This window comes from Umezawaea tangerina (assembly GCF_003002815.1).
Taxonomy (GTDB): domain Bacteria; phylum Actinomycetota; class Actinomycetes; order Mycobacteriales; family Pseudonocardiaceae; genus Umezawaea; species Umezawaea tangerina.
Genome location: NZ_PVTF01000015.1, coordinates 34,969 through 60,768 on the forward strand (window position 1 = coordinate 34,969; position 25,800 = coordinate 60,768).

At 73.0% G+C, this 25,800-nt stretch carries 28 protein-coding genes and 1 pseudogene; 18 read left to right on the forward strand and 11 right to left on the reverse strand.

All coding sequences use genetic code 11. The features are described 5' to 3' along the window. The first annotated feature begins 59 nt into the window (after positions 1 to 59). Positions 60 to 875 carry a M55 family metallopeptidase gene (locus tag CLV43_RS38805; RefSeq protein ID WP_106194124.1) on the forward strand — a complete coding sequence of 272 codons (816 nt, stop codon included), beginning with the start codon at positions 60 to 62 and terminating at the stop codon, positions 873 to 875. Then, a complete protein-coding gene (locus CLV43_RS38810; RefSeq protein WP_106194127.1) occupies positions 868 to 2,154 on the forward strand; it encodes a M20/M25/M40 family metallo-hydrolase in 1,287 nt (428 codons plus the stop codon). The genes CLV43_RS38805 and CLV43_RS38810 overlap by 8 nt, the downstream gene beginning before the upstream one ends. 213 nt (positions 2,155 to 2,367) lie before the next feature. On the opposite strand, the gene CLV43_RS50545 is transcribed toward CLV43_RS38810, so the two are convergent. Next, positions 2,368 to 3,318: a cold-shock protein gene (locus CLV43_RS50545; protein WP_106194130.1), complete on the reverse strand. Its 951-nt coding sequence runs from the start codon at positions 3,316 to 3,318 to the stop codon at positions 2,368 to 2,370. Positions 3,319 to 3,774: 456 nt separating this feature from the next. On the opposite strand from CLV43_RS50545, the gene CLV43_RS38820 reads away from it, so the two are divergent. Both CLV43_RS38820 and CLV43_RS38825 read left to right on the forward strand, forming a co-directional pair. Next, positions 3,775 to 4,305, forward strand: coding sequence for a hypothetical protein (locus CLV43_RS38820; RefSeq protein ID WP_146175087.1), 531 nt, complete (start codon positions 3,775 to 3,777; stop codon positions 4,303 to 4,305). An 83-nt stretch (positions 4,306 to 4,388) separates the two neighbouring features. Beyond that, the gene (locus CLV43_RS38825; protein WP_106194135.1) at positions 4,389 to 5,324 is read left to right on the forward strand and encodes an SDR family NAD(P)-dependent oxidoreductase; all 936 of its coding nucleotides are present in this window, start codon (positions 4,389 to 4,391) and stop codon (positions 5,322 to 5,324) included. 7 nt (positions 5,325 to 5,331) lie between these two features. On the opposite strand, the gene CLV43_RS38830 is transcribed toward CLV43_RS38825, so the two are convergent. Together CLV43_RS38830 and CLV43_RS38835 are read right to left on the reverse strand one after the other, a co-directional pair. Beyond that, positions 5,332 to 6,765, reverse strand: coding sequence for an aminotransferase class V-fold PLP-dependent enzyme (locus CLV43_RS38830; protein WP_106194539.1), 1,434 nt, complete (start codon positions 6,763 to 6,765; stop codon positions 5,332 to 5,334). 87 nt (positions 6,766 to 6,852) lie between these two features. Then, complete coding sequence (locus CLV43_RS38835) at positions 6,853 to 7,479, reverse strand: TetR/AcrR family transcriptional regulator (protein WP_106194138.1); 627 nt, start codon at positions 7,477 to 7,479, stop codon at positions 6,853 to 6,855. Between the two features lie 84 nt (positions 7,480 to 7,563). Between CLV43_RS38835 and CLV43_RS38840 the strand changes: the two genes are divergently transcribed. The 3 genes from CLV43_RS38840 to CLV43_RS38850 all read left to right on the forward strand — a co-directional run bounded on the left by CLV43_RS38840 (position 7,564) and on the right by CLV43_RS38850 (position 10,802). Next, on the forward strand, positions 7,564 to 8,499 hold the full coding sequence (locus CLV43_RS38840; protein WP_106194141.1) for an aldo/keto reductase: 936 nt from the start codon (positions 7,564 to 7,566) through the stop codon (positions 8,497 to 8,499). 117 nt (positions 8,500 to 8,616) lie between these two features. Next, positions 8,617 to 9,225 carry an acyl-CoA-like ligand-binding transcription factor gene (locus CLV43_RS38845; RefSeq protein ID WP_106194143.1) on the forward strand — a complete coding sequence of 203 codons (609 nt, stop codon included), beginning with the start codon at positions 8,617 to 8,619 and terminating at the stop codon, positions 9,223 to 9,225. Between the two features lie 68 nt (positions 9,226 to 9,293). Continuing rightward, entirely contained in the window at positions 9,294 to 10,802 is a 1,509-nt protein-coding gene (locus CLV43_RS38850; protein ID WP_106194146.1) for an FAD-dependent monooxygenase, read from the forward strand. On the opposite strand, the gene CLV43_RS38855 is transcribed toward CLV43_RS38850, so the two are convergent. The 4 genes from CLV43_RS38855 to CLV43_RS38870 all read right to left on the reverse strand — a co-directional run bounded on the left by CLV43_RS38855 (position 10,792) and on the right by CLV43_RS38870 (position 13,578). After that, entirely contained in the window at positions 10,792 to 11,388 is a 597-nt protein-coding gene (locus tag CLV43_RS38855; protein ID WP_106194149.1) for a dihydrofolate reductase family protein, read from the reverse strand. The genes CLV43_RS38850 and CLV43_RS38855 overlap by 11 nt on opposite strands. Before the next feature lie 115 nt (positions 11,389 to 11,503). After that, positions 11,504 to 11,824 (reverse strand): nuclear transport factor 2 family protein, encoded by a 321-nt coding sequence (locus tag CLV43_RS38860; RefSeq protein WP_211304764.1) that lies wholly within the window; start codon positions 11,822 to 11,824, stop codon positions 11,504 to 11,506. Between the two features lie 175 nt (positions 11,825 to 11,999). Then, entirely contained in the window at positions 12,000 to 12,875 is an 876-nt protein-coding gene (locus CLV43_RS38865) for a nitroreductase/quinone reductase family protein (protein WP_106194155.1), read from the reverse strand. A gap of 259 nt (positions 12,876 to 13,134) precedes the next feature. Beyond that, positions 13,135 to 13,578, reverse strand: a complete 444-nt coding sequence (locus tag CLV43_RS38870) for a MarR family winged helix-turn-helix transcriptional regulator (protein WP_106194158.1) — start codon at positions 13,576 to 13,578, stop codon at positions 13,135 to 13,137. A 97-nt stretch (positions 13,579 to 13,675) separates the two neighbouring features. Between CLV43_RS38870 and CLV43_RS38875 the strand changes: the two genes are divergently transcribed. From CLV43_RS38875 to CLV43_RS38890, 4 genes are all read left to right on the forward strand, one after another. Then, positions 13,676 to 14,089, forward strand: a complete 414-nt coding sequence (locus CLV43_RS38875) for a nuclear transport factor 2 family protein (RefSeq protein WP_106194161.1) — start codon at positions 13,676 to 13,678, stop codon at positions 14,087 to 14,089. Positions 14,090 to 14,178: 89 nt separating this feature from the next. Then, the gene (locus tag CLV43_RS38880; RefSeq protein ID WP_106194163.1) at positions 14,179 to 14,901 is read left to right on the forward strand and encodes an SRPBCC family protein; all 723 of its coding nucleotides are present in this window, start codon (positions 14,179 to 14,181) and stop codon (positions 14,899 to 14,901) included. Further along, complete coding sequence (locus tag CLV43_RS38885) at positions 14,901 to 15,251, forward strand: YciI family protein (protein ID WP_106194166.1); 351 nt, start codon at positions 14,901 to 14,903, stop codon at positions 15,249 to 15,251. The genes CLV43_RS38880 and CLV43_RS38885 overlap by 1 nt, the downstream gene beginning before the upstream one ends. Before the next feature lie 50 nt (positions 15,252 to 15,301). Then, positions 15,302 to 16,477 (forward strand): RNA polymerase sigma factor, encoded by a 1,176-nt coding sequence (locus CLV43_RS38890; RefSeq protein WP_106194168.1) that lies wholly within the window; start codon positions 15,302 to 15,304, stop codon positions 16,475 to 16,477. Here the strand turns inward: CLV43_RS38890 and CLV43_RS38895 are convergent. After that, positions 16,474 to 17,334, reverse strand: coding sequence for an EamA family transporter (locus tag CLV43_RS38895; protein WP_245887303.1), 861 nt, complete (start codon positions 17,332 to 17,334; stop codon positions 16,474 to 16,476). The two genes, CLV43_RS38890 and CLV43_RS38895, sit on opposite strands and share 4 nt — an antisense overlap. Positions 17,335 to 17,402: 68 nt before the next feature. Here CLV43_RS38895 and CLV43_RS38900 point away from each other — a divergent pair, with 68 nt between their 5' ends. From CLV43_RS38900 to rox, 5 genes are all read left to right on the forward strand, one after another. Beyond that, positions 17,403 to 18,248 carry a LysR family transcriptional regulator gene (locus CLV43_RS38900; RefSeq protein ID WP_106194170.1) on the forward strand — a complete coding sequence of 282 codons (846 nt, stop codon included), beginning with the start codon at positions 17,403 to 17,405 and terminating at the stop codon, positions 18,246 to 18,248. 43 nt (positions 18,249 to 18,291) lie between these two features. Further along, positions 18,292 to 19,059 carry a GNAT family N-acetyltransferase gene (locus tag CLV43_RS38905; RefSeq protein ID WP_106194173.1) on the forward strand — a complete coding sequence of 256 codons (768 nt, stop codon included), beginning with the start codon at positions 18,292 to 18,294 and terminating at the stop codon, positions 19,057 to 19,059. Positions 19,060 to 19,078: 19 nt separating this feature from the next. After that, a complete protein-coding gene (locus CLV43_RS38910; protein WP_146175088.1) occupies positions 19,079 to 19,717 on the forward strand; it encodes a TetR/AcrR family transcriptional regulator in 639 nt (212 codons plus the stop codon). Next, positions 19,714 to 20,340: a VC0807 family protein gene (locus CLV43_RS38915; RefSeq protein ID WP_106194177.1), complete on the forward strand. Its 627-nt coding sequence runs from the start codon at positions 19,714 to 19,716 to the stop codon at positions 20,338 to 20,340. Before CLV43_RS38910 ends, CLV43_RS38915 begins: the two co-directional genes overlap by 4 nt. Positions 20,341 to 20,606: 266 nt before the next feature. Continuing rightward, positions 20,607 to 22,031, forward strand: coding sequence for a rifampin monooxygenase (gene rox, locus CLV43_RS38920; protein WP_106194545.1), 1,425 nt, complete (start codon positions 20,607 to 20,609; stop codon positions 22,029 to 22,031). Positions 22,032 to 22,065: 34 nt separating this feature from the next. Here rox and CLV43_RS38925 read toward each other — a convergent pair whose 3' ends face one another. Beyond that, the gene (locus tag CLV43_RS38925) at positions 22,066 to 22,728 is read right to left on the reverse strand and encodes an RraA family protein (RefSeq protein WP_106194180.1); all 663 of its coding nucleotides are present in this window, start codon (positions 22,726 to 22,728) and stop codon (positions 22,066 to 22,068) included. Between the two features lie 134 nt (positions 22,729 to 22,862). Further along, on the reverse strand, positions 22,863 to 23,945 hold the full coding sequence (locus CLV43_RS38930) for a TetR/AcrR family transcriptional regulator (protein WP_106194183.1): 1,083 nt from the start codon (positions 23,943 to 23,945) through the stop codon (positions 22,863 to 22,865). A 149-nt stretch (positions 23,946 to 24,094) separates the two neighbouring features. Between CLV43_RS38930 and CLV43_RS38935 the strand changes: the two genes are divergently transcribed. Together CLV43_RS38935 and CLV43_RS38940 are read left to right on the forward strand one after the other, a co-directional pair. After that, positions 24,095 to 24,442, forward strand: a complete 348-nt coding sequence (locus CLV43_RS38935) for a YciI family protein (RefSeq protein ID WP_106194185.1) — start codon at positions 24,095 to 24,097, stop codon at positions 24,440 to 24,442. Next, positions 24,442 to 25,605, forward strand: a pseudogene (locus CLV43_RS38940) (RNA polymerase sigma factor); the annotation flags it as partial. The gene CLV43_RS38935 and the pseudogene CLV43_RS38940, both read left to right, overlap by 1 nt. Here the strand turns inward: CLV43_RS38940 and CLV43_RS48745 are convergent. After that, positions 25,603 to 25,791, reverse strand: coding sequence for a helix-hairpin-helix domain-containing protein (locus CLV43_RS48745; RefSeq protein WP_211304765.1), 189 nt, complete (start codon positions 25,789 to 25,791; stop codon positions 25,603 to 25,605). The pseudogene CLV43_RS38940 and the gene CLV43_RS48745 sit on opposite strands and share 3 nt — an antisense overlap. Positions 25,792 to 25,800 lie beyond the last annotated feature (9 nt).

Below are 25,800 nucleotides of genomic sequence, written 5' to 3' on the forward strand. Positions count from 1 at the left end.
AAAGTAACCGTTTACCCCAATATCTCGACAAAGACCACCCACCCAATAGCCTGGGGGGCATGCGGATCATGATCTCGGCGGACATGGAGGGCGCCACGGGCGTCACCTGCCCCGCCGACGTCCAGCCCGGTACCGAGCAGTGGCAGCGCTTCCGCCGGCTGTTCACCGGCGACGTCAACGCCACCATCGCCGGACTCGCGACCGACGTGCTGGTCAACGAAGCCCACTCCTCCCAGCGCAACCTCCTGCTGGAGGACTTGGACACGCGTGCTCGCATGCTCACCGGTCGTCACAAACCGCTGTCGATGATGCAGGGTATCGACACCGGTGTTCACGGTGTGGTGTTCCTCGGTTACCACACGGGAGCGGGCGAGGACGGCGTGCTGGCCCACACCTACCTGGAGAACTCGATCACCCAGGTCCGCCTGGACGGGGTGCCCGCGAGCGAGGGCAGGCTCAACGCCGCGATGGCCGCCGAGCACGGCGTGCCGGTGCTGCTGGTGACCGGTGACGACAAGACCTGCGAGGACGCCGCCGACTACGCGCCGCAGGCCGAGCTGGTCGCCGTGAAGGAGTGCGTCAGCCGCTACGCCGCCATCTGCGACCCGCCCGAGGTCACCGCCGAGCGGATCACCGCGGCGGCGAAGCGGGCCGTCCTGCGGGCCGGGCGCGTCGAGCCGGTGACCGGTGAGCACTGGGTCGAGGTGGACTTCGACGCCACCCACCTGGCGCACGCCGCCGCGGTCATCCCTACGGTGGAGCTCATCGGTGTCCGCACGGTCGGGTTCGACGCGGCCACCATGACCGACGCCATGAAGGCGTTCAAGATCGTCACCAACGTCGCGGCGGGTGCCGTGGAGGATGTGTATGGCTGAGGACGTCGTCGACCTGTGCGCGTCGCTGATCAGGCTCGACACCACCAACCGCGGTGGCGGCGACGCCGAGGGCGAGCGCGAGGCCGCCGAGTTCGTGGCCGGGCACCTGTCCTCGCTCGGCGTCGAGCCGACCCTGGTCGAGCCCGCGCCGCGCCGGACCAACGTGGTGGCGCGCGTGCCCGGCTCCGACCCGGCGCTGCCCGCGCTGCTGGTGCAGGCGCACCTGGACGTGGTGCCCGCCGACCCGGCCGAGTGGGCCGTCCACCCGTTCTCCGGCGAGCTGCGCGACGGCTACCTGTGGGGACGCGGCGCGGTCGACATGAAGGACATGGTCGCGATGGTGCTCTCGGTGCTGTCGACCTGGTCGCGGGAGGGCAGGGGGCCTCGCCGCGACGTCGTGCTGGCGTTCGTCGCCGACGAGGAGGACCAGGGCGAGTTCGGCGCGCAGTGGCTCGTCGACCACCACCAGACCCTGTTCGCCGACTGCGGGGCCGCCATCAGCGAGTCCGGCGGCTACTCCTACCGGGTCGGCGACAAGCGGGTCTACCCCGTCGGCACCGCGGAACGCGGCACGTCCCACCTCAGGCTCACCGCCCGCGGCCGGGCGGGCCACGGGTCGCGGCGCAACGACGACAACGCCGTGGTCACCCTCGCCAACGCCCTGTCCCGGCTGGCGGCCCACCGGCACCCGGTCCGGCTGACCCCGACCGTGCGGGCGTTCATCGAGCGGACCGGCGAGGCGCTGGGCGTCGAGGTCGACCTCGACGACGTCGACGGCACCCTGGCCAGGTTCGGGCCCGCGGGCGCGCTGGCCGAGTCGACGGTCCGCAACAGCACCACGCCGACCATGCTGTCGGCCGGGTACAAGGTCAACGTCATCCCCGGCACCGCGACCGCCCAGGTCGACGTGCGCACGCTGCCGGGCACCGTGGACGAGCTGATGAGCACGATCGACGACCTCATCGGCCCGAACGTCACCCGCGAGTTCCTGGAGCACCTGCCGCCCGTGCAGGCCCCGATCGACTCGCCGTGGTTCACCGCGATGGCCGACGCGCTGCGCGCGGAGGACCCGGAGGCGATCGTCGTGCCGTACTGCATGGGCGGCGGCACCGACGCGAAGGCGTTCAGCACCCTGGGCATCGACTGCTACGGCTTCGCCCCGCTGCTGCTGCCCGAGGGCTACGACTACCGCGCCATGGCCCACGGGGTCGACGAGCGCGTCCCGGTGGAAGGGCTGCGGTTCGGCGCGCGCGTCCTGGACCACCTCCTGTCCCGTTAGACCTGGTCTCAAAACTTAAGGGTGCGTCACTGCGTAACCTGCCGGTCCTGGTCGTCGATCGTGGGCGGTCATGGCGAAGACGACGCAGCAGCGGCGGGTCGAACGCACCACGCCGGCCGCAGGAGGCCGCAGCCGCGTTGCCGACGGCACCGTCGACGGGGATGGACGAGCACTCTCGTCGGGAAGTGATCAGCCATCGGTGGGGCCGCCTCGTCAGAGGCGTTCGACGCGGTCGGCCTGCGGGCCCCGGTCGCTCTGGCGCACCGCGTACCGGACCCGGTCACCCTTCTGCAGCGGCTCCGACCCCATGATCACGGACACGTGGGCGAAGAGATCGTCGCCGCCCGCGTCCGGGGTGATGAAGCCGAAGCCGCGGTCGCCGTCGTAGCGCGCGACGACGCCCTCGCCGCCTCGTACGGGCACGTCCCGCGCGGCCGGCCCCGCGGCCGCGGCAGGTGCCGACCGCCGCGGCGCCGTCGTCCGGGGCTCGGCACCCCGGACCAGCTGCACGTCACGGGCCTGCGGGCCCTTGTCTCCACTAGCAACCTCGTAGGCGACGCGGTCACCCTCCGCGAGCCACGTCAACCCCTCGGCCAGGGCCCGGACGTGGACGAAGACGTCCCCGGCGCCGGAGTCGGGGTTGATGAAGCCGAAGCCCTTGTCCTCGTCGTACCAGGCCACCGTGCCGTCGGCACCGTCCGAGATACCAGCCGCAGCGGGCGAGCCCGCCCCTGCTCCCAGCGGGATCACGTGCCCGGCCTGCGGGCCGCGCTCGCCTTCGACGAGCAGGAAGGCAACCCGCTGCCCCTCGGTGACCACGCCGCCGGTCACGATGGCGGAGCTGTGCACGAAGACGTCGGCGCCGCCGCCGTCCGGCGACGCGAAGCCGTAACCCTTGCCCGGCTCGTACCAGTTGACGGTGCCGAGCAGGCCCACGGCGCTGCCGGTGGCCGCATCGGCGGTGACGCGAACGCGCAGCGCCTGGGGCCCGCGGTCGTTCTCGCCGACCTCGAACACGACGGCCTGACCCTCGCGGAGCACTTTCGCGCCGCCGTCCCCGACGATCTCGGAGGCGTGCACGAACACGTCCGGCGAGCCGTCCTCGGGCGCGAGGAAGCCGAAACCCCGTTCGGCGTCGAACCAGCGGACGGTCCCTTGCGGCATCAATGGCTCCTGGTCGAGAGGGCGGGCACTGGCCCCCAGTCTCTCTGATCGACTTCCGGTCCGTCGGGCCGGGCCCACAGGCGGGCGGTGCGGAGCCAGGGGCGGGCCGTTGGTCCACCTGGCGACACGCCGAGTTTTGAGACCAGGTCTTGGGACGGGCTCCCCGACTCGGCCTTCCAGTATGCGGAAACACCACCTGCGACGCGGTGTACCCGTATGCCGTAATGACGCCTCGCCGCACCGACCGGTCCGCGGCGCGCCGTGACCTGGACGTCACCGGATCCGGGCCGCGTCCGGACGGCCACCCGGTGTCATCCGACCGAGGGAGGTAGGCCCGAAAGGGTGACCAGAGCGGTCCGAATCGTGCCCGGTTGATCTCACTATCCGCACACGCTGTCCGACCAGCGGAGGACGTAACCCCTGCAATACCGCCAATCACCCACTATAGTGATCACGATGAGTCACGTTTCGGAAGGCCTCGAGCTGCTCGGCAGAGCCGCGACCGAGGGTCTGATCGACCTCGTCGTGACCGAACGGGCACAGCAGGCGCCGGCGTGGACCGGCCCTGCCGACTACGCCGAACTGCTCGCGGTCCACGGCTCGCTGAGCTGCCACCGCGACTACGCGGGACGCACCCCGCGGTTCGCCGTGCTCGACGAGAAGGGCTTCGTCGCCCTCAACCGCGACCTGGTCCACCAGCAGCGCTTCGGCCTGTCGACCGACCACTTCGTCGGCTTCGCCGAGGCGGGCGACGACGCCGCCTGGTGCTTCGACGTGACCACCCCGGACTACCCGGTGTACTACGTGCACCGCGAGGAGCCGCGCTCGCGCCACCGGAACACCGGCGAGTGGGAGAACCCCGCCGACAGCACTCCGGACTTCCCCTCGTTCACCGCCTGGTTCACCGCCATGTGCGAGGCCTTCTCGTCCCCGCACCCTCCCCGGTGGTTCCCCTACCTCGGCGAACCGGGGCTCTCCTTCCCCTGACCCCTGCCCCGCGTTGCGAAACGGAACGTGTTCCGCTTAACTGAAACGGAACACGTTCCGCTTTCCCGTGAGACAGGACCGCCATGCCCTCCCGCGTCACCACCCCGTTCACCCGCCACTCCACCGCGTCCGACGTGGTCGAGGGCGTCGACCTGACCGGCCGCCGGATCGTCGTCACCGGCGCCGCCGCGGGCATCGGCGTCGAGACCGCCCGCGCGCTGGCCGCCGCCGGAGCCGAGGTCACCCTCGCCGTCCGCGACACCCTGGCGGGCGCCCGCGTGGCCGCGGACATCACCGCCACCACCGATGCCACCGAGGTGCACGTCGCCCCGCTCGACCTCGTCGACCTGGACTCGGTCGCCGCCTTCGCCTCCGCGTGGACCGGACCGCTGCACGTCCTCATCGCCAACGCGGGCATCATGGCGCCGCCGGAGACCCGCACGCCGCGGGGCTGGGAGCTGCAGTTCGCCACCAACCACCTCGGCCACTTCGCCCTGGCCCTCGGCCTGCACGACGCGCTCTCGGCGGCGGACGACGCGCGGGTCGTCTCCGTGAGCTCCGCGGGCCACCAGCGGTCACCGGTCGTCTTCGACGACATCCACTTCCAGCACCGCCCCTACGACGCCCTGGGCGCCTACGGCCAGTCCAAGACCGCCAACGCGCTCTTCGCCGTCGAGGCCACCCGCCGCTGGGCGGCCGACGGCATCACCGCGAACGCCCTCATGCCCGGCGCCATCGACACCGACGTCCTGCGCAACATGAGCCCGGAGATGGCCGAGGCGATGCGCGCGCACGTCGGCACCGGCGGGTTCTGGAAGACCCCGGCCCAGGGCGCGGCCACCTCGGTGCTGCTGGCCACGAGCCCGTTGCTCAAGGGCGTCGGCGGCCGCTACTTCGAGGACTGCCAGGAAGCCCTGCCCGCGACCGAGCGGCTCCGCGAGGGCGTCGCGCCGCACGCGCTGGACCCGGAAGCGGCGGCCCGGCTCTGGGAGGTCTCGCTGGACCACGTCCTGTCCTAGGACCTGCCTACCGCCGAGGCCGCAGCCCGTCCACGTCCGGCACCCGGTCGCGGTACGCGCCCTCCAGGAACGCGACGGCCCGCTCGACGTCCCCGATCGTCGACGCGACGCCGAACGACACCCGCACCGCTCCGCCCGTGGGCAGCCCGACGACGCCCAGGTACTCGTCCAGCGTCCGCACCTTCCGCAGCCGCCGCACCGACCGGACGTCCACCCCCAACGCGTCCTCCCCGGCTCCGGGGTTGCAGAAGCAGCCGGTGCGCAACGAGATCCCCGCCGCGGCGGACTCCACGGCCACCACCCGTTCGTCTACCACGCCGCCCGCGGGCGTCAGCACGTTGAACGCGACGGTGCCGCCGCGCCCGCGCACCTCCGACGGCCCGTAGATCCGCACCATCGGCTCCCCGCCGCTGTGCCGCAGCCCTTCCAGCCGCTCCAGGAACCACCCGGTCAGCGTCCGGACCCGCGCCCCGATGGTGTCAACGCCGATCCCGGACACCCACTCCAGCCCCACCTCGACGTCGGGGATGCTCAGGAAGTTGACCGTCCCGTCCTCGAACGCCTCCACGCCCTCCGCCATGGCGTGCCACCGCGCCCGCACGCCGACCGCCGTGATCGTCCCTCCCGAGAACCACGGCCTGCGCAGCCGTGCCAACGCCTCCCGCCGGGCGACCAGGCAGCCGACCCCGGTCGGATAACCGAACACCTTGTACCAGCTGGCGACCACGAAGTCCGGCTTCACCACCGCCAGGTCCAACGGGTTGGTCGGCAGGAACGCCGCGGCGTCGAGCAGCACGTCGTACCCGCGCCGCCGCGCCAGGTCCACCCACTCCAGCGGGTGCCGCACCCCCGTGAAGTTGCTCTGCGCCGGGTACGCGAACAGCCCACGGCCGCCGCGCAGCGCGTCGTCGACGGCCTCGGTGGACACCCGCAGGTCCGGGACCCGCAACGGCACGTAGGTCGTGCGCGCGTGCCGGGCGCGGGCGAACTCCCGCACCCCGTTGATCGAGTTGTGGTTGTCCGATGTCAGCACCAGCCGCCTGCGCGGCCCGAACCGGTAGCCCTCCCCGACCAGCCGCGCGGCCGCCGTGGCGTTCGCGGTGAACACCACGGCGTACTCCGCGGGGTCGGCGCCGAAGTGGCGCAGGACCCTCGCCCGCGCGCTCTCCACGAGCCCGGTCGACGCCAGCGAGGTGGGGTTGACCGAGTGCGGGTTGCCGAACACCCCGTCGCGCAGCCGTTCCTGGTGCGCGCGGAGCTGGGCGCGCGCCGCCAGGCCGGAGCCGGTGTAGTCGAGGTAGGTGTGCCCGTGCTCGTCGAGGTAGTCGTACTCGGTGGCGCGCAACCGGTCCAACGTGCGGGTGCGCTCGTAGTCCGGGTACCGCCGGAGGAAGTCCAGTGGCTCCGACGGGCCCTGCGGACCGGTGCGGTCGGCTGCCATGCCCACCTCCGCCACGACGGGAACTCGATGTCGCCATGCTCATCAGGACCCGTGCGCGCGGACAACACCGGCGGCGATCAATGGCGTCTATTGGCCTGCCCGCGGCCGGTCCGGGTGCGGGCGGAGCGCGTCCACGACCAGCTCCAGGAGCGCGCCGGTCCGCTCCTGCTCGCCGCTGGCCGTCGTGGAGAGGAACACGCCGAGGAGCATCGCGCTGACGTCCTGGGCCGTCACGTCCGCGCGGAGCGTCCCCGTCCGCGCCCCCTCGGCCAGGATCAGGGCGATGGCGCCGTTGACGCGCTCCCGCGTGACGGGTGTCGCCATGCTGCCCGACTCCCAGCCCGCGCGCAGCGTGGTGATCATCCCCCGCTTGGTCGCGACGAACGCCGCGTAGCGCTTCATCCACGCGCGCAGGGCGGCCTCGGGCGGGAGCTCGGCCAGCAGGGCGGGGGCGGTGGCGGCGACGTCGTCGATCTCGGTGGCGTAGACGGCCTCGACCAGTGCCTCCCTGGTGGGGAAGTGCCGGTAGAGGGTGCCGATGCCGACACCGGCGTCGCGGGCGACCGACTCCAGCGCGACGGTGTCGTCGGTGGCCGTGAAGGCGTCCCTGGCGGCGGCGATCAGCTTCTCGCGGTTGCGCTTGGCGTCGGCGCGGGGCGCGCGGGCGGCGGCCGTCGTCCGGGCGCCGGAGGGCGGCGGTTCGGGCGGACTCAAAGCGGAGGCACCTCCGGTAGTGCTACAGTCGGACAAGCGGAGGAACCTCCGCCTTCCCCATCATCCCACGAGGACAGGACATCCATGCCTTCCACCGGTACCTCCTCCCCCGAGACGACCGCCACCGGCGCCCCGCGTCCCGGCGGTCCCGGCCTGCTCGCGGGCCGCACCGTGTCCCGCGTCGGCTACGGGGCGATGCAGCTGCGCGAGAACACCGACCTGGCCACCGGCGTCGCGATGCTCCGGCGCGTGGTCGAGCTGGGCGTCGACCACATCGACACCGCCGAGTTCTACGGCCCCGCCAACGAGTTCATCCGCGAGGCGATCCGCCCCGAGGACGGCGTCCTGGTCGCCAGCAAGGTCGGCGCGGACCCGGACCCCGGCGCGCCCGTGCCGCTCCGCCTCGCCCAGCGGCCCGAGGAGCTGCGGGCCAGCGTCGAGGCGAACCTCAAGAGCCTGGGCATGGACAGGATCCCGCTGGTCAACCTGCGCCGCACGGACGCCGGTCCCGGTGTGCGGGCGAAGGGCGACCAGGTCGTCGACCTCGACGACCAGCTGGCGACCATGGTCGCGCTGCGCGACGAGGGCAAGATCGGCGCGATCGGGCTCAGCGGCGTGTCCCTGGACGTCCTGCGCCGCGCGCTCCCGGCGGGCATCGCGTGCGTGCAGAACGCCTACAGCCTCGTGTCGCGCGACGACGACGAGATCCTTGCCCTCTGCACCGCCGAGGGCATCGCCTGGGTGCCGTTCTTCCCGCTCGGCGGCGACATCCCCGGCCTGCCGAAGGTGACCGACGAGCAGGTCGTCCTGGACGTGGCCGCGTCGCTGGGCAGCACGCCCATGCAGGTCGGCCTCGCCTGGCTGCTGCACCGCGCGCCGAACGTCCTGCTGATCCCCGGCACGTCGAACGCCGACCACCTCCAGGCCAACGTCGACGCGGGCGCGATCCAGCTCGACGCCGAGACCCTTGCCGCATTGAACGCCGTGCCCAGCCGCTCCGGGAACATCGTCCTCGGGTGACGGGGGCACTTCGAGTCGGTCGCGTTCATGCGGGAACCGGCCACGGGTGAGACCGCTCCCAAAATCTTGCCAAATCGGAAATTTTGCAAACTTGGCAAGTTTGGCTAGGGTGGTGGCATGGCGACAGAGGACGGCGGGCTGCGTGAGCGCAAGAAGCGCGAGACCCGTCTCGCGTTGAGTCATGCCACCATCCGGCTCTCGTTGGAACGCGGGTTCGACAGGGTGTCGGTGGAGGACATCGCGGCGGCGGCGAACGTCTCCGAGCGCACGTTCCGCAACTACTTCGCCAGCAAGGCGGAGGCCGTCGTCGCCACGCACGTCGAGCGCGGGCAGCGCATCGCCGAGGTGTTGCGGGACCGGCCTGCCGACGAGCCGCTGTGGGACTCGCTCGTCGTCGCCGTCACGGCGCAGTTCGAGCAGCCGACCGGCGACGGTGGCGACGAGCGGTTCCCCCCGGCACTGCGGGAGCTGCTCGCCGAGCCCGCGATCCAGCACGAGGTGTTCCGCGCCCACGCCCTGGCGCAGGACGAGCTGACCACCGCCATCGCCGACCGCACCGGCACCGACGCCGCGGCCGACCTGTACCCGCAGGTCGTCGCCGCGGTCGTCAGCACCGCGCTCGGCACGGCGATGGCGCACTGGAGCCGCGACCCCACCCGGTCGCTCGTCGCGTTGCTGCACGAGGTCTTCGACCAGGTGCGCGCCGGGCTGCCCGACCCGCGCTAGTCCTACCCCTCGAACACCGAGCCCGCTCGACGGGCTGTTCGGCATGCCGGAAAACGGAGGACCACCCAATGGATGTCGTCATCGTCGGCGGCGGACCCAACGGCATGATGCTCGCGTGCGAGCTCGCGCTCGGCGGGGTCCGCCCGGTCGTGCTGGAACGCCTGACCGAGCCCAGCGCGGAACCGCGGTCCAACGGGCTCGTGGGACAGGTCGTCCGCATGGTCGACCGGCGCGGGCTGTTCGAACGGCTCAGCGGTCAGCCCGGCCCGCCGCGGGCCAACAACGGCTACTTCATGTTCGCCGCGCTGCCGCTCGACCTGAGCCTGCTGGACGACAGCCCCGTCCACAACCTGCCCGTGCCCGAGCTCAGGACCGTGCAGGTGCTGGAGGAACGCGCGGTGGAGCTCGGGGTCGAGATCCGCCGCGGCCACGAGCTGACCGGTCTCATCCAGGACGACGACGGCGTCACCCTCACCGTCCGCGGCCCCGGCGCGACGACCTACGAGCTGCGGACCGGCTACGTCGTCGGCGCCGACAGCGCGCACAGCCCGGTGCGCAAGGCCGCGGGCATCGGGTTCCCCGGCGTGACGTACGACCGGAGCACCAGCCGCACCGTGCACGCCACCGTGCCCGCGGACCGGCTCGACCCCGCGACGGGCGCGCTGATCGTGCCCGGCCACGGCCCGGTCCTGCCGTTCCTGCCCGTCCGCACGGCGCGCGGCGGCTTCTCCTACGCGCCGCTGCCCGGCCGTCCGCCGCTGGTCGCCACAGTCGAGTGGGACGAGCCGGGGACCGACGAGCCGATGACCCTCGACGAGATGCGGGCCAGCGTCGCCCGCGTGCTCGGCGCCGACGTCCCGCTCGGCCCGCCACCCGGCGACGGTCCGCACCTGCTGCGCCGGATCAACGGCGGCAACACCCGTGTCGCCGACCGGTACCGGGACGGCCGGGTGTTCCTCGTCGGCGACGCGGCGCACGTGTTCGCCGCGGGCGGCACCGGGCTCAACGTCGGCATGCAGGACGCCGTCAACCTGGGCTGGAAGCTCGCGGCCGCGGTCACCGGCGGCGCCGACGTGCTGGACACCTACGAGACCGAGCGGCGTCCGGTCGCCGACCGGACGGTCACCTTCTCCCGCGCCCAGGCCGCGCTGCTCTCCCCCGGCGACGACGTCACCGGCCTGCGCGAGCTGTTCGGCGGGCTGCTCACCCAGCCGGGCGTGGTGCGGGTGCTCGCGGACCTCGTCGCGGGCGCGGACGTCCGCTACCCGGTCGACGAGGGCGCCCACCCGCTCGCGGGGTGGCCCGCGCCCGACCTGGACCTCCGCACGGCCGACGGCGCGGTCCGGCTCGCCAAGCTGGTCCGCCGCGCGACACCGCTGCTGATCGACCTCACCGAGGACGGTGGCCTCCACGTGGACGGCGTGGAGGTCGTCCGCGCCAAGGCCGACACCGAGGTCACCGCGCTCCTGCTCCGCCCGGACTCCTACGTGGCGTGGGCGTCGTCCGAGGCGCGCCCCGACCGGGACGGGCTGCGCGACGCCGCCCGGAGGTGGTTCGGCGTCCCGGTCAGCTCGTGACCCCGCGCTCGCGGCGGTAGGTCAGCGAGACCGAGCCGGTCGCCATCGTGTTGGCGCCGTCCAGCTTCCACGACGACGCCGGGACGCCCTCGTCGAAGAAGCGCAGGCCCTCGCCGAGGATCTCCGGCGCCAGGTGGACGCGCAGCTCGTCGACCAGGTCGGCCTTCAGCAGGGCGCGGATGACCGAGGCGCTGCTCAGCACGATGATGTCGCGGCCCGCCGCGGCCTTGAGCTCCCGGACCTCGCTCTCCAGGTCCTGCTTGGCGATCCGCGCGTTCTGCCAGGCCGCCTCGGTCAGCGTCGTGGAGAAGACGACCTTCTCGACCTGGTCCAGCCACAGCGCCATGTCGTGGCTGCGGCCCGACCCGTTCGGGTCCGCGGCCACCGACGGCCAGAACCCGAAGAACCCCTCGTAGTTGGAGCGGCCGAGCAGCACCGTGTCGGCCCCGCTCCAGACCCCGGCGAAGTACGTCGTCATCTGGTCGTGCACCGAGTGCTCGACCAGCCAGCCCATGTCCCCGCCGGGGCCTGCCGAGAAGCCGTCGATCGAGAGGGTCACGTTCGCGATGAGCTTCCGCTCGGTCATGTCGTCTCCAGTGCTCGTCGTCCGCTGTCGCCACGGGGACGAAGGCGGGTCGACGTTCTCGACATGACCGGGCGGATCTCCCGGAACTTTTTTCCGGCGAACTCCCGATGGCGGCTCAGGCCACGAACCAGACCCGCTGGATCTTCTCCTCGCCCACCTCGTACATGGCCACGGCCGAGCGGACGCCGCCGGAGCTGAGACCCGTCACCAGCTCCTGGTCGACCACGATCCGGCCGTGCACCATCCGCGACACGAGCTTGACGTGGAGGCCGGGGTTGGCGGTGAACAGCTCCTGGCACTTCACCCGGAACGCGGGTCCCGAGCGGTCGGCCATCACCTCGTTGCCGGGGAAGGTGAGCACCGGTACGTCGTCGACGAAGTGCTCGAGGAACCGCTCCAGGTCGAGGGCGTTGTAGGCGTCCAGCTGGCCAGCCACGATCTCCTCCGGCGACACACGACCCCTTTCGGCAACCGACCGTCGTCAGCGCGCGGCGGTATCTCAACTCGGTTGGACAGAGCGAGCCTGCCAGGCCGACCGGCCCCACGATGTGTGCCAAATGGACCTAATCGGCCGCCGCGGGGCCGGTGCGCACCGGCCCCGCGACCGGTAGTCAGGCCACCGGGGGCCAGGGCACCTCGGCGAGCACGGGGAGCAGCAGCTCCTCCTCGTGGTCGAGGTGCGCCCGCAGCTCGTCGGACAGCGTCGCCAGTGCCGCGCGGAACGGCTCGGGGTCCGCGGTCGTGATGTCGGCGAGCAGGGCGAGCAGGTCTGCCTGGACACGGGCCACCACGCGGTGCTCGGCGCCGAGCCGATCGAGCGCCCGCCCCAGGTGGGGGTGGTGTTCGCGGACGCCGGGGAAGACCGCGCCGTCCTCGCCGGTGTGGTGGAACGCGAGCGCGTCGCAGAACTCCAGGCAGTGCTTGCGCAGCTGCAGACCGAGTCCCAGTGCCGCGGTGGAGCCAGGAACGTCCCGTGCGGTGAAGTAGGCGTCGGCCTCGACGCGCACCTCGGCGAGCTGCGCGCGCAGCCGGCCGTGGACCTCGACCAGCTTCCCGGCGAACGTGGTGACCTCCGCCCTCGCCGGTTCGGAACGCCGAAGGACCACGACGGGCAGCGTGCGGCTCGTCTTGCCCTGGTAGTCGGCGTAGCCGGGCGCTACCGCGGTGACCCGCCCGAACAGCAGGTCGCGGCGGTCGTCCCCGGCGGCGGTCGCGACGGCGTCGAACACCTCGGTGCCGACCTCCACCCGCACGGTCGGGTGGGCGAGCAGGTTGTGGAACCAGGCGGGATGCCGGTCGGCTCCCCCGGCGGAGGCGACGACCAGCAGGTCGTCGCCGTCGCGGACGTAGCCGAGCGGGACGGTGTGCGCGGCGCCGGACCTGGCGCCGGTGGTGGTGAGCAGCAGCAGGTCGCCGCCGGCGAAGAAGCCGCCGACCTGGCCGCAGTTGGCGCGGAACTCGTCGATGACAGCGTGGTTGAAGGACATGTGGTGCGGGTGCTCCTGGGATGCGTCGTGACGTGGCTGACCGGAGGCGCGCGCCAGCTCGCCTACTGCACGAGGCGAGGGGTGCGCGCTGCGACGGTTACGTCGGACGCTGGGAGCTGAGTGCGGAACTCATGGCTGATCCCCGGGTGAAGGTGTCCGCCCGACGGCCGGCCTGCCCACAGCTCTTGGCCGGGGTCACGCGAACACGCGCCCATTAGAACGATCACCGGACCGCGCTGTCAAACGGGTCCGACCCCGGTCAGGTCGACGCGGGTGCGACCACGAGGGCGAGGATGCGGTCGAGCTCGGCGCGGTCCGCGGGCGACAGGGAGGCGAAGAGCTCGTCCTGCACGGCCCGGAACGAGCTGTCGAGGCGGGCGAGGACGTCCCGGCCCGCCGCGGTGATCTCCAGCCTGTTGCGGCGCGAGTCGGCGGGGTCCGGTCCGCGGCTCACGAGCCCGGCGTGCTCCAGCCCGACCGCCTCCTCGGAGACGCTCCTGCGGTCCATCCCGAGTCGGCGCCCCAGGTCGGCCTGGCTCGACGGCCCGAACTCCTCGATGACCGCCAGCACGCCGTAGGCGGCCTTCGACACGCCGAGCTCCGCCACCCGGTCCACCACGAGCTGGCCTGCTCGTGCCGCCGCCAGGGTGATCGCGTAGCTGGGCAGCGCGCGAAGCCGTGCGGGGGCCTCGCGGAAGTCCATGCGGCGAGACTAGACGACCGCTTCCGCGACGGCTACGTTGAGAACTCAACGTTGATTTCTCAACGCTGCGTTGCACACTCAACGAAGGACTGACGACATGGCGCACTCCCCCGACCTGGTGATCCCGCGGATCTTCGCCGCGATCGACGACCACCGCTTCGACGACCTCCCCGCCTTCTACACCGCGGAGGTCCAGGCCGAGACCGCGGTCGGACCCATCTCCGGCCGCGACCGGCTCGTCGCCACGCTGAAGGCGATCCACGAGCCGGTCCCCGTGCTCCAGCACCTCGTGACCGGCGTGATCGTCGACCAGGACGGGGAGGAGGCCGACGTCCGCGCCAACGTCGTGGCGACCTTCTGCGACGAGGAGCACCACCCCACCCTGGAGGGCGCCAGCGTCTGGCGCGGCCGCCTGAGCCGCGCCGACGGCGACTGGCGGGTGTCGGCGTTCAGCCTCGACCTCGTCTGGACCCGCGGCGCGATGCCCGCCGACTGGGGTGTGTCGGCCTAGCCGGAAAAATCTTCGCCGCCGTTGTCGATTTCCCCGGATCCCGTGTGTCGGAGGAGTGGCGGAAGTGCGCACGACGGAGGTGGAGGATCATGGTCGAGCAGTTCGAGGTGACCTGGGACGGCGTGCTGCCGGGCAGTCCGGGGCAGGTGTGGGACGCGCTCACCGCGAACACGGCGGGCTGGCTGTGGGAGATCCGGTACGAGCCGCGGCTCGGCGGTTCCGAGAGCGGCCTGACCGGTGCGGGCGGTGTCGTGACGGCGTGGGACGTGCCGGAGCACTTCGGCACGCGGGCGCCGGACGGCGACGGGGTCAACGACCTCGACTGGGTGCTGCGACCGCACGCCGAGGGCACGGCGCTGGGCATGCGGCACCGCGGGGTGTTCACCTCGGACGAGGACCTGCACGCCTGCCGGGTGCACACCGACTTCTACTACCACTCGCTCGGCCAGTACGTGGGCCACTTCGCCGGTCGCGCCGCGCGCTACGCGTCGGCCACCAAGCCGGTGACCGCGGGCGGGCTGGCGGTGGTGCGGTCGGCGTTGGGACTGGCCGACGTGGAGGTCGGTGAACGGGTGCGCCTGGCGCCCGCGGGGATGAAGCCGATCGACGGCGTGCTGGACTACGCCACCGACGTGTTCCTGGGAGTGCGGTCCGCCGACGCCCTCTACCGCGTCTTCGACCGCGGCGCGTGGGGCGAGGGCGTCTCGGTGGTGTGCCACCTGTTCGGCGAGGATGCCGACCAGGACGTGAGCGGCCGGGCCTGGACGGCCTGGCTGGACGAGGTGTTCCCGACCGGAGAGGTGGAGGGCTGATGGCCCGGTACGCGGTGCTCATCTTCGAGCAGGAGACCCCCAACGGCGTCGCCGACATCCCGCCGGAGGTGATGCGGGCGCACCTGGACCTGCCCGACCGGATCGCCGCCGAGGGCGGTCGGGTCGTCGCGGGGCTGGCGTTCGAGCCGACCTCGACGTCGACCTCCATCCGGGGTGACCTGGTCACCGACGGGCCGTTCGTGGAGACGAAGGAGGCGCTCGGGGGCGTGTTCCTCATCGAGGCGCGCGACCTGGACCACGCGTTGGCGCTGGCCGCGCTGACGCCGATCGTCAACGGCGGTGTCGAGGTGCGCCCGCTGGTGGACTTCCAGGTCGTGGAGCCGAGCTGAACGCGGTCGGGACGGCCGTCGCCGACGCGCACCGCCGCGAGTGGGCCTTCGTGCTCGCCGCGACGGTGCGCGTCACGCGCGACCTGGACACGGCCGAGGAGTCGGTGCAGGACGCGTACGTGGAGGCGCTGCGGGCGTGGACGCGCGACGGCGTGCCCGACCGGCCGGGCGCCTGGCTCACGACCGTGGCACGGCGCAAGGCGTTGAACGCGGTCCGCGGCCGCGAGACGTTGAAGGCGAAGCTGCCGCTGCTGCTGGAGCCCGAGGAGGCGGTGGTGGAGGCCGGTGACCCGGAGGTGATCCCGGACGACCGGCTGCGGCTGGTGTTCACCTGCTGCCACCCGGCGCTGTCGCGGGAGGCCCAGGTCGCGCTCACCCTGCGGCTGGTGTGCGGGGTGGCGACGGCCGACGTGGCGCACGCGTTCCTGGTGTCCGAGTCGACGATGGCCGCGCGGCTGACCAGGGCGAAGAAGAAGATCGCCGCCGCGCGCATCCCGTACCGGGTGCCGTCGGCCGAGGAGCTGCCCGCGCGGGTGGACGTGGTGCTGACCGTGATCCACCTGCTGTTCGCCACCGGGCACACCGCGCACTCCGGGCGCGACCTGGTGCGCGACGAGCTGACCGGCCGGGCGCTTGACCTGGCCCGGATGCTGCGCCACCTGCTGCCCGGCGAGCGGGAGGTCGGGGGTCTGCTGGCGCTGCTGCTGGTGCACCAGGCGCGACGGGCGACCAGGACCGACGCGGCGGGCCGGTTGCTGCGGCTGGAGGACCAGGACCGGTCGGCGTGGGACCGCGACCTGATCGCCGAGGCGGACCGGCTGGTGGTCGCCACCCTCAGCGCCGGGCCGCCCGGCCGGTTCGCCGTGCAGGCCGCGATCGCCGCGCTGCACGCCCAGGCGCCGAGCTACCCGGAGACGGACTGGCCGCAGATCCTCACCCTCTACGACGTCCTCGCGCGGCTCTGGCCGTCCCCGGTGGTGGCGCTCAACCGGGCGGTGGCGGTGGCGTTCGTGGCCGGGCCCGAGGCCGCGTTGGCCGAGGTCGAGGCACTGGAGCGGGACGGTCGGCTGGCCGGGTACCGGTACCTGCCCTCGACCAAGGCCGACCTGCTGCACCGGCTGGGCCGCGACGCCGAGGCGGTCGAGGCCTACCGGGCGGCGCTGGCGTTGAGCGACAACGCCGCCGAGCAGGAGTTCCTGGCCGACCGGATCGAGCGGATCGGCTAACGGCCCGCGCTCCGGACCGCGCCGATCCCGGCGACGACCACCAGCACGATCGCGGCGACGTCCGGGAGCGCGAGGCCCTGGCCGAGGACGACGTACCCGGCCAGCGCGGCGACGGCCGGGGCCAGGCTCATCAGGACGGCGAACGTGGACTGGCGCAGCGTGCGCAGCGACAGCAGCTCCAGCGTGTACGGCAGTGCGGAGGACAGCAGGGCGACGGCGGCGCCGAGCGCCAGCGTGACCGGGTGGAACAGGGCACCGCTCAGGCCGAGCGGGAGGCTGATCACCGCGCTCACGGCCATCGCCAGCGCGAGCCCGTCGGCCTTGGGGAAGCGGCTGCCCGCGCGGGCCGAGCACACGATGTAGGCGGCCCACAGCGCCCCGGCTCCCAGCGCGAACGCGGTGCCTACCAGGTCGAGGCCGTCGAACCCGCCGCGGCCGAGCAGCACGACCCCCACCAGCGCCAGGCCCGCCCACAGCCAGCTGGACGCGCGCCGGGACGTGACGACCGAGAGGACCAGGGGTCCGAGCACCTCCAGGGTGACCGCGGCGCCGAGCGGGATCCGGGCGATGGCCTGGTAGAACATCATGTTCATCACGGCCAGCGCCACGCCGAACACCACGACCACGGCCCAGTCCGCGCGCCGGTAGCCGCGGACCGCCGGGCGGCACACCGCGAGCATGACCACCGCGGAGATCGTCAGCCGCAGCGCCACCACGCCCAGCGCGCCCGCGAGCGGGAAGACCATCGCGGCCACCGCGGCCCCGAACTGCTGGGACAGGATGCCGCCGAACACCAGCCCGACGGAGGCGGTGCGGGGTGCGGCGGGGGCGGTCGGGCGGAGCGCGGTCGTGGTCACAACGTCACGCTATGGACGTCGCAGTGTCGCGTGAAATGCTTGTTCTCCAGCGGTTATGCTTGCCGGACATGACCGTCGAGCTGCGTCACCTGCGCTGCTTCCTCGCGATCGCCGAGGAAGCCAACATCACGCGCGCCGCGGCCCGCCTGCACGTCGGGCAACCCGCCCTGTCGCGCACGCTGCGGCAGCTCGAGGAGCACCTCGGGGTGCGGCTGGTCGACCGGTCCACCCATCACCTGCACCTCACCGAGGCCGGGCACGCGTTCCGCACGAGGGCGATCACCGCCGTCGCCGCGGTGGACGACGCGCTCGACCCGACCCGCGTGGGCACGTGGCCGTTGCGGCTGGGGCACGCCTGGGCGGCGCTCGGTGACCACACGACCGCGTTGCTGCGGCGGTGGCGCGAGACCCACCCGGACACACCGCTGGAGCTGCTGCGCATCTCCGAGCCGACCGCGGGCCTCGCCCGCGGCAGGACCGACGCCGCCCTGGTCCGCGGTCCGGCGCGCGGTCCGCACGCGCTGCTGCTGAACGAGCCGCGGCTGGCGGCCGTGCCGACCGGGAGCGACCTCGCCGGACGCGCGGAGCTGGCGCTGGCCGACCTGACCGACCGGGTGATCATCCTGAGCCCGCCGACCGGCACCACGACGGTGGCCCTCTGGCCCGCCGCGATCCGGCCTTCGGCGACCGCGGTCGTCGACAACACCGACGACTGGCTGGCCGCCATCGCCTCCGGTCGTGGTGTCGGCGTCACGACCGCGGGCACCGCCGGGATCCACGCCTACCCCGGCGTCACCTACGTCCCGCTCACCGACGCGCCACCCGTGCCAGTGCACCTGGTGTGGACCGACCCGCCCCGACACCCCGCCATCCCCGCCCTGCTCGCGCTCGCCCGCGAGGTCGTGGCGGGCTGAAACCCGGTTGCCCCTGACTAGGGCGCTCTGGTCAGCTTCGCCGATGGATGAACAAGCGGTACTCGCCGCGTTCGACGAGCAGGTCCGCAGGCATCCCAGCACCGACGGCCGCGTCGAGCACGACACCGACGTCATCCGCTCCTTCGGGCAGGGGTGGACCGGCGTGGAGTGGTCCTCCCTCGACGCCGCACGGGCCGACGGCGTCATCGCCGCGCAGATCACGGCGTTCGGCGCGCGCCCGTGGGAGTGGAAGCACTACGACTACGACGAGCCCGCCGACCTGCCCGCCCGACTGGTCGCCGCGGGCCTCACCCCGCAACCACCGGAGACCCTGCTCGTCGCCGAGATCGCCGACATGCCGTCGGACACCACCCCGCCCGACGGCGTGACCCTCGTGCCGGTCGTCGACCGGACCGGGATCGACGACCTGGTGGCCGTGCACGACGCCGTGTTCGGCGGCGACCACTCCCCCGTCGGCCGCGCCCTGCTGGACGGCATCACCAGCTCACCCAGCACGGTCGCCGCCGTCGTCGCCATGGCCGGAGCGACCCCGGTGTCCGCCGCCCGCGTCGAGTTCCACCCCGGCACCGACTTCGCGAGCCTGTGGGGCGGCGGCACCCTCCCGTCGTGGCGCGGCCGCGGCGTCTTCCGCGCCCTCGTCGCCCACCGCGCCACCCTCGCGGCCGCCCGCGGTTACCGCTACCTCCAGGTCGACGCCACCCCCGACAGCCGTCCCATCCTGCGCCGCCTGGGCTTCGTCGAGCTCGCCACCACGACCCCGTTCACCCATCCCGGTACGGGTGCTGCCTGACCGCGCTAGGGTGAAGACCATGCGGTCAGAAAAAATACCGATCGGTAAGTCGGAGCGGACGTTCGTCGACGTCGCGCGGCGTGCCCAGCTGGTGGAGTGCGCGATCGACGCGATCGCCGAGTTGGGTCTGCCCAAGGCGTCCCTGGCGGAGGTCGCGAGGCGGGCGGGCGTCACCAAGACGACGATCTTCTACCACTTCGCCAACCGCGAGGAGCTGATCCTCGAGGTGTTCGCGTCGACCCTGGCGCAGGGCGGCGAGTTCATGGCGGCGCGAACCGGTGGTGCGGAGAGCGCCGCCGCGGAGCTGCGGGCCTACATCGAGGCGAACGTCCAGTACATCGGCACCCACCGCAAGCACGTGCGGGTGCTGACCGAGATCGCGATGAACTTCACCGACGAGGACGGCCGGACCCGGCTGACGCACGACGCGTCGGTCTACGGCACCAGCCTCGCGCCGTTGCAGGACCTGCTGGAACGCGGTCAGCGCGCGGGCGAGTTCCGCGACTTCACCACCCGCACCACCGCCATGACGATCCGCGCGGCCATCGACGCCATCGGTCCCCAGCTCACCGTCATCCCGGATCTCGACCTCGACGCCTACGCGGCGGACCTGGTGTCCCTCTTCCGCCACGCGACGGAGAGGCAGGCGCGCCCATGACCCGCGACCGCCGGTCCGGCGCGTTCGCGGCGCTCGCGCTGGACGTCGTCATCCCGTTGGCCGTCTTCTACCTGGCGCGCGCGGCCGGGGTGAACCAGTGGCTCGCGTTGCTGCTCGCCGCGGTCGCGCCCGCGGCGGGCATCGGGTGGACCTGGGCCCGGCAGCGGCGCCTGGACCCGACGGCAGTGTTCGTCATCACCTCTATGGCGCTGTCCCTGCTGGTCGCGCTGGTCACCGGTGACGCCCGCGCGCTGCTCGCGCGGGAGAGCTGGCTGACGGGTGCGGTCGGGCTGTGGATCCTCGGCTCGCTCGCCACCGGTCGACCGTTCCTCCTGGACGTGGCCGAGAAGGTCAGCCCGCCGGCGGCGGCGCGGCGGTTCGAGCGGCTGTGGGCGGACGACCCGGTGTTCCGCCGCTGGATCGTGCTGGCCAGCGCGGCGTGGAGCGCCGCGTTCCTGCTGGACGCGGTGATCAGGGTGGTCCTCGCCTACACCATCGACGTCGACAGCGTGCCGGTGGCGGGCACGGTGACGCTGGTGGTGCTGGTCGTGGTCGCCCAAGGCGTCGTGATGGTCCACGGCAGGCGCAGCGGCGCACTCGCCCTGGTGCGCGGGCAGCACTGACCAAGGCTCGAAAGCCGGAAATGGCGAAGGCGAGGAGAAACCTCTCCCTGCCACTTTCAACATATAGCGCATCGGGGGGCTTGCGGCAAGACCGGGGGTGTACCGCACAATCTGCGGCCGAAGCCAGTACCTGCGGAAACGAGGGGGGATTCACGATCTGGCGCGGGTTGTCGACGGCGGGTTCCGGAAACGGGTCCCAGGCGTCGGCACGCGTGGTGGACGTGGAGCGGCTGGCGGGAAATGCACCTTGTCGAATGCGGGGGTCCATGTTTGACGTGATCATCGCCGGTGGCGGGCCCACCGGTGTGATGTTGGCGGGCGAGCTGCGGTTGCGCGGCGTCGGCGTGCTGGTGCTGGAGCGGGACCTGGAGCCGACGAGGATCGTGCGGTCGCTCGGGTTGCACGCGCGCAGCATCGAGGTGATGGACCAGCGCGGTCTGCTGGAGCGGTTCCTGGAGCTGGGCACGCGGTACCCGGTGGGCGGGTTCTTCGCGGGGATCGCGAAGCCCGCGCCGGAACGGCTGGACACGGCGCACGCGTACACGCTCGGCATCATGCAGCCGGTCACCGACCGGCTGCTGACCGAGCACGCGGTCGAGGTGGGGGTGGAGATCCGGCGGGGGCAGGAGGTCGTCGGGCTCGACCAGGACGACGAGGGGGTGGACGTCGAACTGGCCGACGGGACGCGGTTGCGGGCGCGGTACCTGGTCGGCTGCGACGGCGGGCGGAGCACGGTGCGCAAGCTGCTCGGGGTCGGCTTCCCCGGTGAGCCGAGCCGGGTCGACACGCTGCTGGGCGAGGTGGAGCTGACGGAGGCGCCGGACAAGGTGGCCGCCGTGATGACCGAGATCCGCAAGACGCAGCTGCGGTTCGGGATCGGGCCGATCGGGGACGGCGTGTACCGGCTCGTGGTACCCGCGGACGGGGTGGCCGACGACCGGTCGGTGCCGCCGACGCTGGAGGAGGTGAAGCGGCAGCTGGTGGCGACCGCGGGCACCGACTTCGGGGTGCACTCGCCGCGCTGGCTGTCCCGCTTCGGCGACTCCACCCGGCTGGCCGAGCGGTTCCGGGTCGGCCGGGTGCTGCTGGCGGGCGACGCGGCGCACACCCACCCGCCGGTGGGCGGGCAGGGGCTCAACCTGGGTGTCCAGGACGCGTTCAACCTGGGCTGGAAGCTCGCCGCCGAGGTCGACGGCTGGGCGCCCGACGGGCTGCTGGACAGCTACCACGACGAGCGGCACCCGGTGGCCGCCGCCGTGCTGGACAACACCCGCGCGCAGATGCACCTGATGTCGCTGGACCCCGGCGCGCGGGCGGTGCGCAGGCTGGTGTCGGACCTGATGGACTTCGACGGCGTGAGCCGGTACCTGACCGAGATGATCCACGCGATCGGGATCCGGTACGACTTCGGCGACGGCCACGAGCTGGTCGGCAAGCGGCTCAAGGACGTGGTGCTCAAGCACGGGCGCCTCTTCGAGCTGATGCGCGGCGGTCGCGGGCTGCTGCTCGACCAGACCGGCGCGCTCTCGGTGCAGGGGTGGGCGGACCGCGTGGACCACGTGGTCGACGTCAGCGAGGAGCTCGACGTCCCCGCGGTGCTGCTGCGGCCGGACGGCCACGTGGCGTGGGTCGGTGAGGACCAGCGGGACCTGGTCGAGCACCTCCCCCGGTGGTTCGGCGCCGCGAGCTGAGCGGGGTGGGGCCCGGTGCGCCGGGCCCCACCCGTCATACCGTGAAGCCCAGCTTGCTCGGGGTGCCGGTGCGGACGTTCTCGCGGTGGGCGTGGAAGTTCATCGAGTCGAACAGGCTCGTGCCCTCGGCGAGCCGCGCCAGCACGGCCTCCTCGCGCCGGTCGATCGCCTCGGCGGCGTCGAGGACGGCGGCGAGCTGGTCGGCCGTGGCGACGAGCACGCCGTCGTCGTCGCCCAGGACGAGCGCGCCGGGCGTGATGTCGACGCCGCCGCAGCGGATCGGGAGCTGGGTGCGCGGGACGGCGACGGCCGGGCCGGAGCGGGGGCAGGTGCCGCGGGCGTAGACGGTGAACCCCAACGGGCGCAACGTCTCCAGGTCGCGGACCAGGCCGTCGACGACGATCGCGGACAGTCCCCTGCGGCGGGCCTCGGTGGCGAACAGGCCGCCCGCGACGGCGACACCGGGGTTCGCCGACGCGTCGACCACGAGCACGTCACCGGGCTGGGCGATCTCCAGGCCCTCCATCACCGGCAGCAGGTCGCCGTCGGACCGGACGGTCACCGCGCGACCGGCGATCGTGCCCCCGCCCGCGAGGCGGCGGATGCCGTGGTCGAGGGTCGGGAGGCTCTTGTCCGCGTCGCTGACCACCGACACCGGCAGCAGGCGGGCGCGGGTCAGGAGGCTGTCGTGTTCCATGGCCGCACCCTAGGGCGTGTATCGAAGTCCGTGTTCGCGGTAGCCGGGCCTGAGGCGGCCCCTGGGGGCACGGCCGACTGGCCCGCATACAACAGCGGTATGCGGGCCAGTCGGCCGCACCGCCAGGAACCACCTCAGGCGCGACTCCCATCGAACGAGACTTCGACACACGCCCTAGGAGCCCCGACCGCGGCCGCGCGGCACGCGCCGTAGCCCTCGGCGCGGCGGACGACGCGGCCCGACTCGACGCGGATCGCGGCCTCGGTGTCGTCGTCCGCGGTCGGCACGCCCGCCGCGGCGGCGAGGAACCCGCGGTCGTCGCACACGACCCGCAGCCGCGGCCACGCCGACCTCGGCACGGCCTGGCGCAGGCACGCGCGCAGCTCCGCGACGGTCAGCCGGGCCAACGGCGCCAGCTCGTCGGGGTGCGCGGTGACCAGGACCGCCGTCACGTCCGAGCCCGCGCGCACGGCCTGCTCGACGGCGGCGAGCCGGTGCAGGCCGACGACGGCGACCACCCCGTCACCGGTCAGCGGCGCGGGCGCGCCGGTCAGCAGGTCGGTCGGGGTCGTCGGCGGGGCCCACGGCTCGTCGACGGACGCCGGCACGAGGTCGATCATCGACTCCGGCCAGTGGTCCCCGGTGTCCAGGTCGGCGAGCTGTTCGCACGCGCCGACCACGTGGAAGATCTCGCCGAAGCCGGGCGCGGCGGTGGCCAGCGCGGTCGCCCCGTGCAACGTGGTCAGCGCGGCCTCGGCGACCCGCACGAGTCGTCCCGCGGCCGGGTCCAGCCGTTCCAGGGCGAGTCCGAGCAGGATGGCGTCCAGCGCCATGAGCTGCGCGAACGGTCGCCTGGTCAGCTCGTCGGCGGCGACCTCGGGGATCAGGTCGACACCCAGCCCGCGCCGGTCCCCGGTGGCCATCGGGAGCCGGGCGACCCACGCGCGGGCGAACACGCCGAGCGCCTCGCGGACCGTGAGGCCGGGCTCCACCTCCGGGGTCGGCTCGTGCTCGGCGGCGTCCGCGAGGACGGTGAAGTAGAGGGCGCGCTTGCCGGGGAAGTTGGAGTACACGGCGCCGCGGGTCAGCTCGGCGCGGTCGGCGATGCGGTCGATCCTGGCCTCGCGGAACCCGTGCTCGGCGAACTCGGCCCTGGCCGCGACCAGCACCTTCGCGCGGTTGCGCTCCTGCGCCTCCGCTCTGGTGAGCCGGGCCATGGACGGTCCTCCTACCGGCGTCGGGGCGACCAAGATACCGCGACCACGCGCATGCCCACGTCATCCGGAAATTCCCCCGCGCCGGGTTGTCGATCCGGGAGGGCGGTGTTCGTGTAAGCGGTGACAAGCCGGAACGAGGAGGAGATCCCGTGAAGCAGTACCTGCTCAGCATCTACCAGCCCGACGGTCCCACCCCCAGCCCCGAGTTCCTCGCGCCGATCATGGCCGACCTCGCGGTGTGGAACGACGACCTGCGGGCGGCCGACGCGTGGGTGTTCGGCGCGGGGCTGTTCCCGCCGAGCACCGCGACCGTCGTGCGCGCCGACGCCGACGGGGTGCTGACCACCGACGGCCCGTTCGTCGAGGCCAAGGAGCACATCGGCGGGTTCACCGTGGTCCGCGCGCCCGACCTGGACGCCGCCCTGGAGTGGGGTCGGCGGCTGTCGCTGGCGACCACCCTGCCCGTCGAGGTCCGGCCCATGCAGGACAACGGCTGATGTCCGACGTCGCGCGGATCTTCACCGAGGAGTACGGCCGCGCGGTGTCCGTCCTGGTCCGGGTGTTCGGCGACATCGACGTCGCCGAGGAGGCGGTGCAGGAGGCGTTCGCCGCGGCCGTGCTCCGGTGGCCGGTCGACGGCCCGCCGCCGAGCCCGGCCGGGTGGATCATCACGACCGCCCGCAACCGGGCGGTCGACCGGCTGCGCCGGGAGGCCGCCCGTGCCGACAAGCACTCCCAGGCCGTCCTGCTGCACGCCCGCGACGACGTGGTGGAGGAGGGTCCGGTGCGCGACGACCGGTTGAGGCTGATCTTCACCTGCTGCCACCCCGCGCTCGGGCAGGCCGCACGGGTCGCGCTGACCCTGCGCCTGCTCGGCGGGCTGGGCACCGCGGAGATCGCGCGGGCGTTCCTGGTGCCCGAGGCGACCATGGCGCAACGGCTGGTGCGGGCCAAGGGGAAGATCCGCGACGCGGGCATCCCCTACCGGGTGCCCGCCGAGGCCGAGCTGCCCGAACGGCTGCGGGCCGTGCTGGCGGTGGTGTACCTGGTGTTCAACGAGGGCTACTCCGACGTGCAGCGCGACGACCTGTGCGTGGAGGCGATCCGGCTGGGGCGGCTGCTGGTCGAGCTGATGCCGGACGAGCCCGAGGCGGTGGGGCTGCTCGCGCTGATGCTGCTGGTGCGGTCGCGGCAGGGCGCTCGGGTCACGCCGTCCGGCGACCTGGTGCTGCTGGCGGACCAGGACCGCGGGCTGTGGGACGCGGGGCTGGTGGCCGAGGGGCGCGCACTGGTGCGGGAATGCCTGCGTCGGGGACGGCCGGGGGCCTACCAGATCCAGGCGGCGATCAACGCGGTGCACAGCGAGGAGCCGACCGACTGGTGGCAGGTGGTGGCGCTGTACGACCAGCTGATGCTGGTGGCGCCCAGTCCGGTGGTGGCGCTGAACCGGGCGGTGGCCGTGGCGGAGGTGGAGGGTCCCGGTGCGGCGCTCGGGCTCGTGGACGGGTTGGATCTGGGCGGGTACTACCTGTTCCACGCCGTCCGAGGCGACCTGTTGCGGCGGCTGGGGAAGGTCGAGGAGGCCGACGCGGCCTACGGGAGGGCGTCGGAGGGCGGGGCGAGTCGGGGCGAGCGGGAGCTGCTGGCGAGGAAGCGCTCAGCCCTCCGCCAGATCCAGCCCCAACGCGGCCAGGTCGCGGCGGATCGGGCCCAGGGCCTTGGGGCCGAAGCCGTGCAGGGCCAGCAGTTCGCGCCGGGTGGCCGAGGCCAGCTGTTCGACGGTGGTGTAGCCGGCGCCGACCAGGGCGCGGCGGGCAGGAGCGGAGAGGTCGGCCGGTAGGTCCATGGGAGTCCT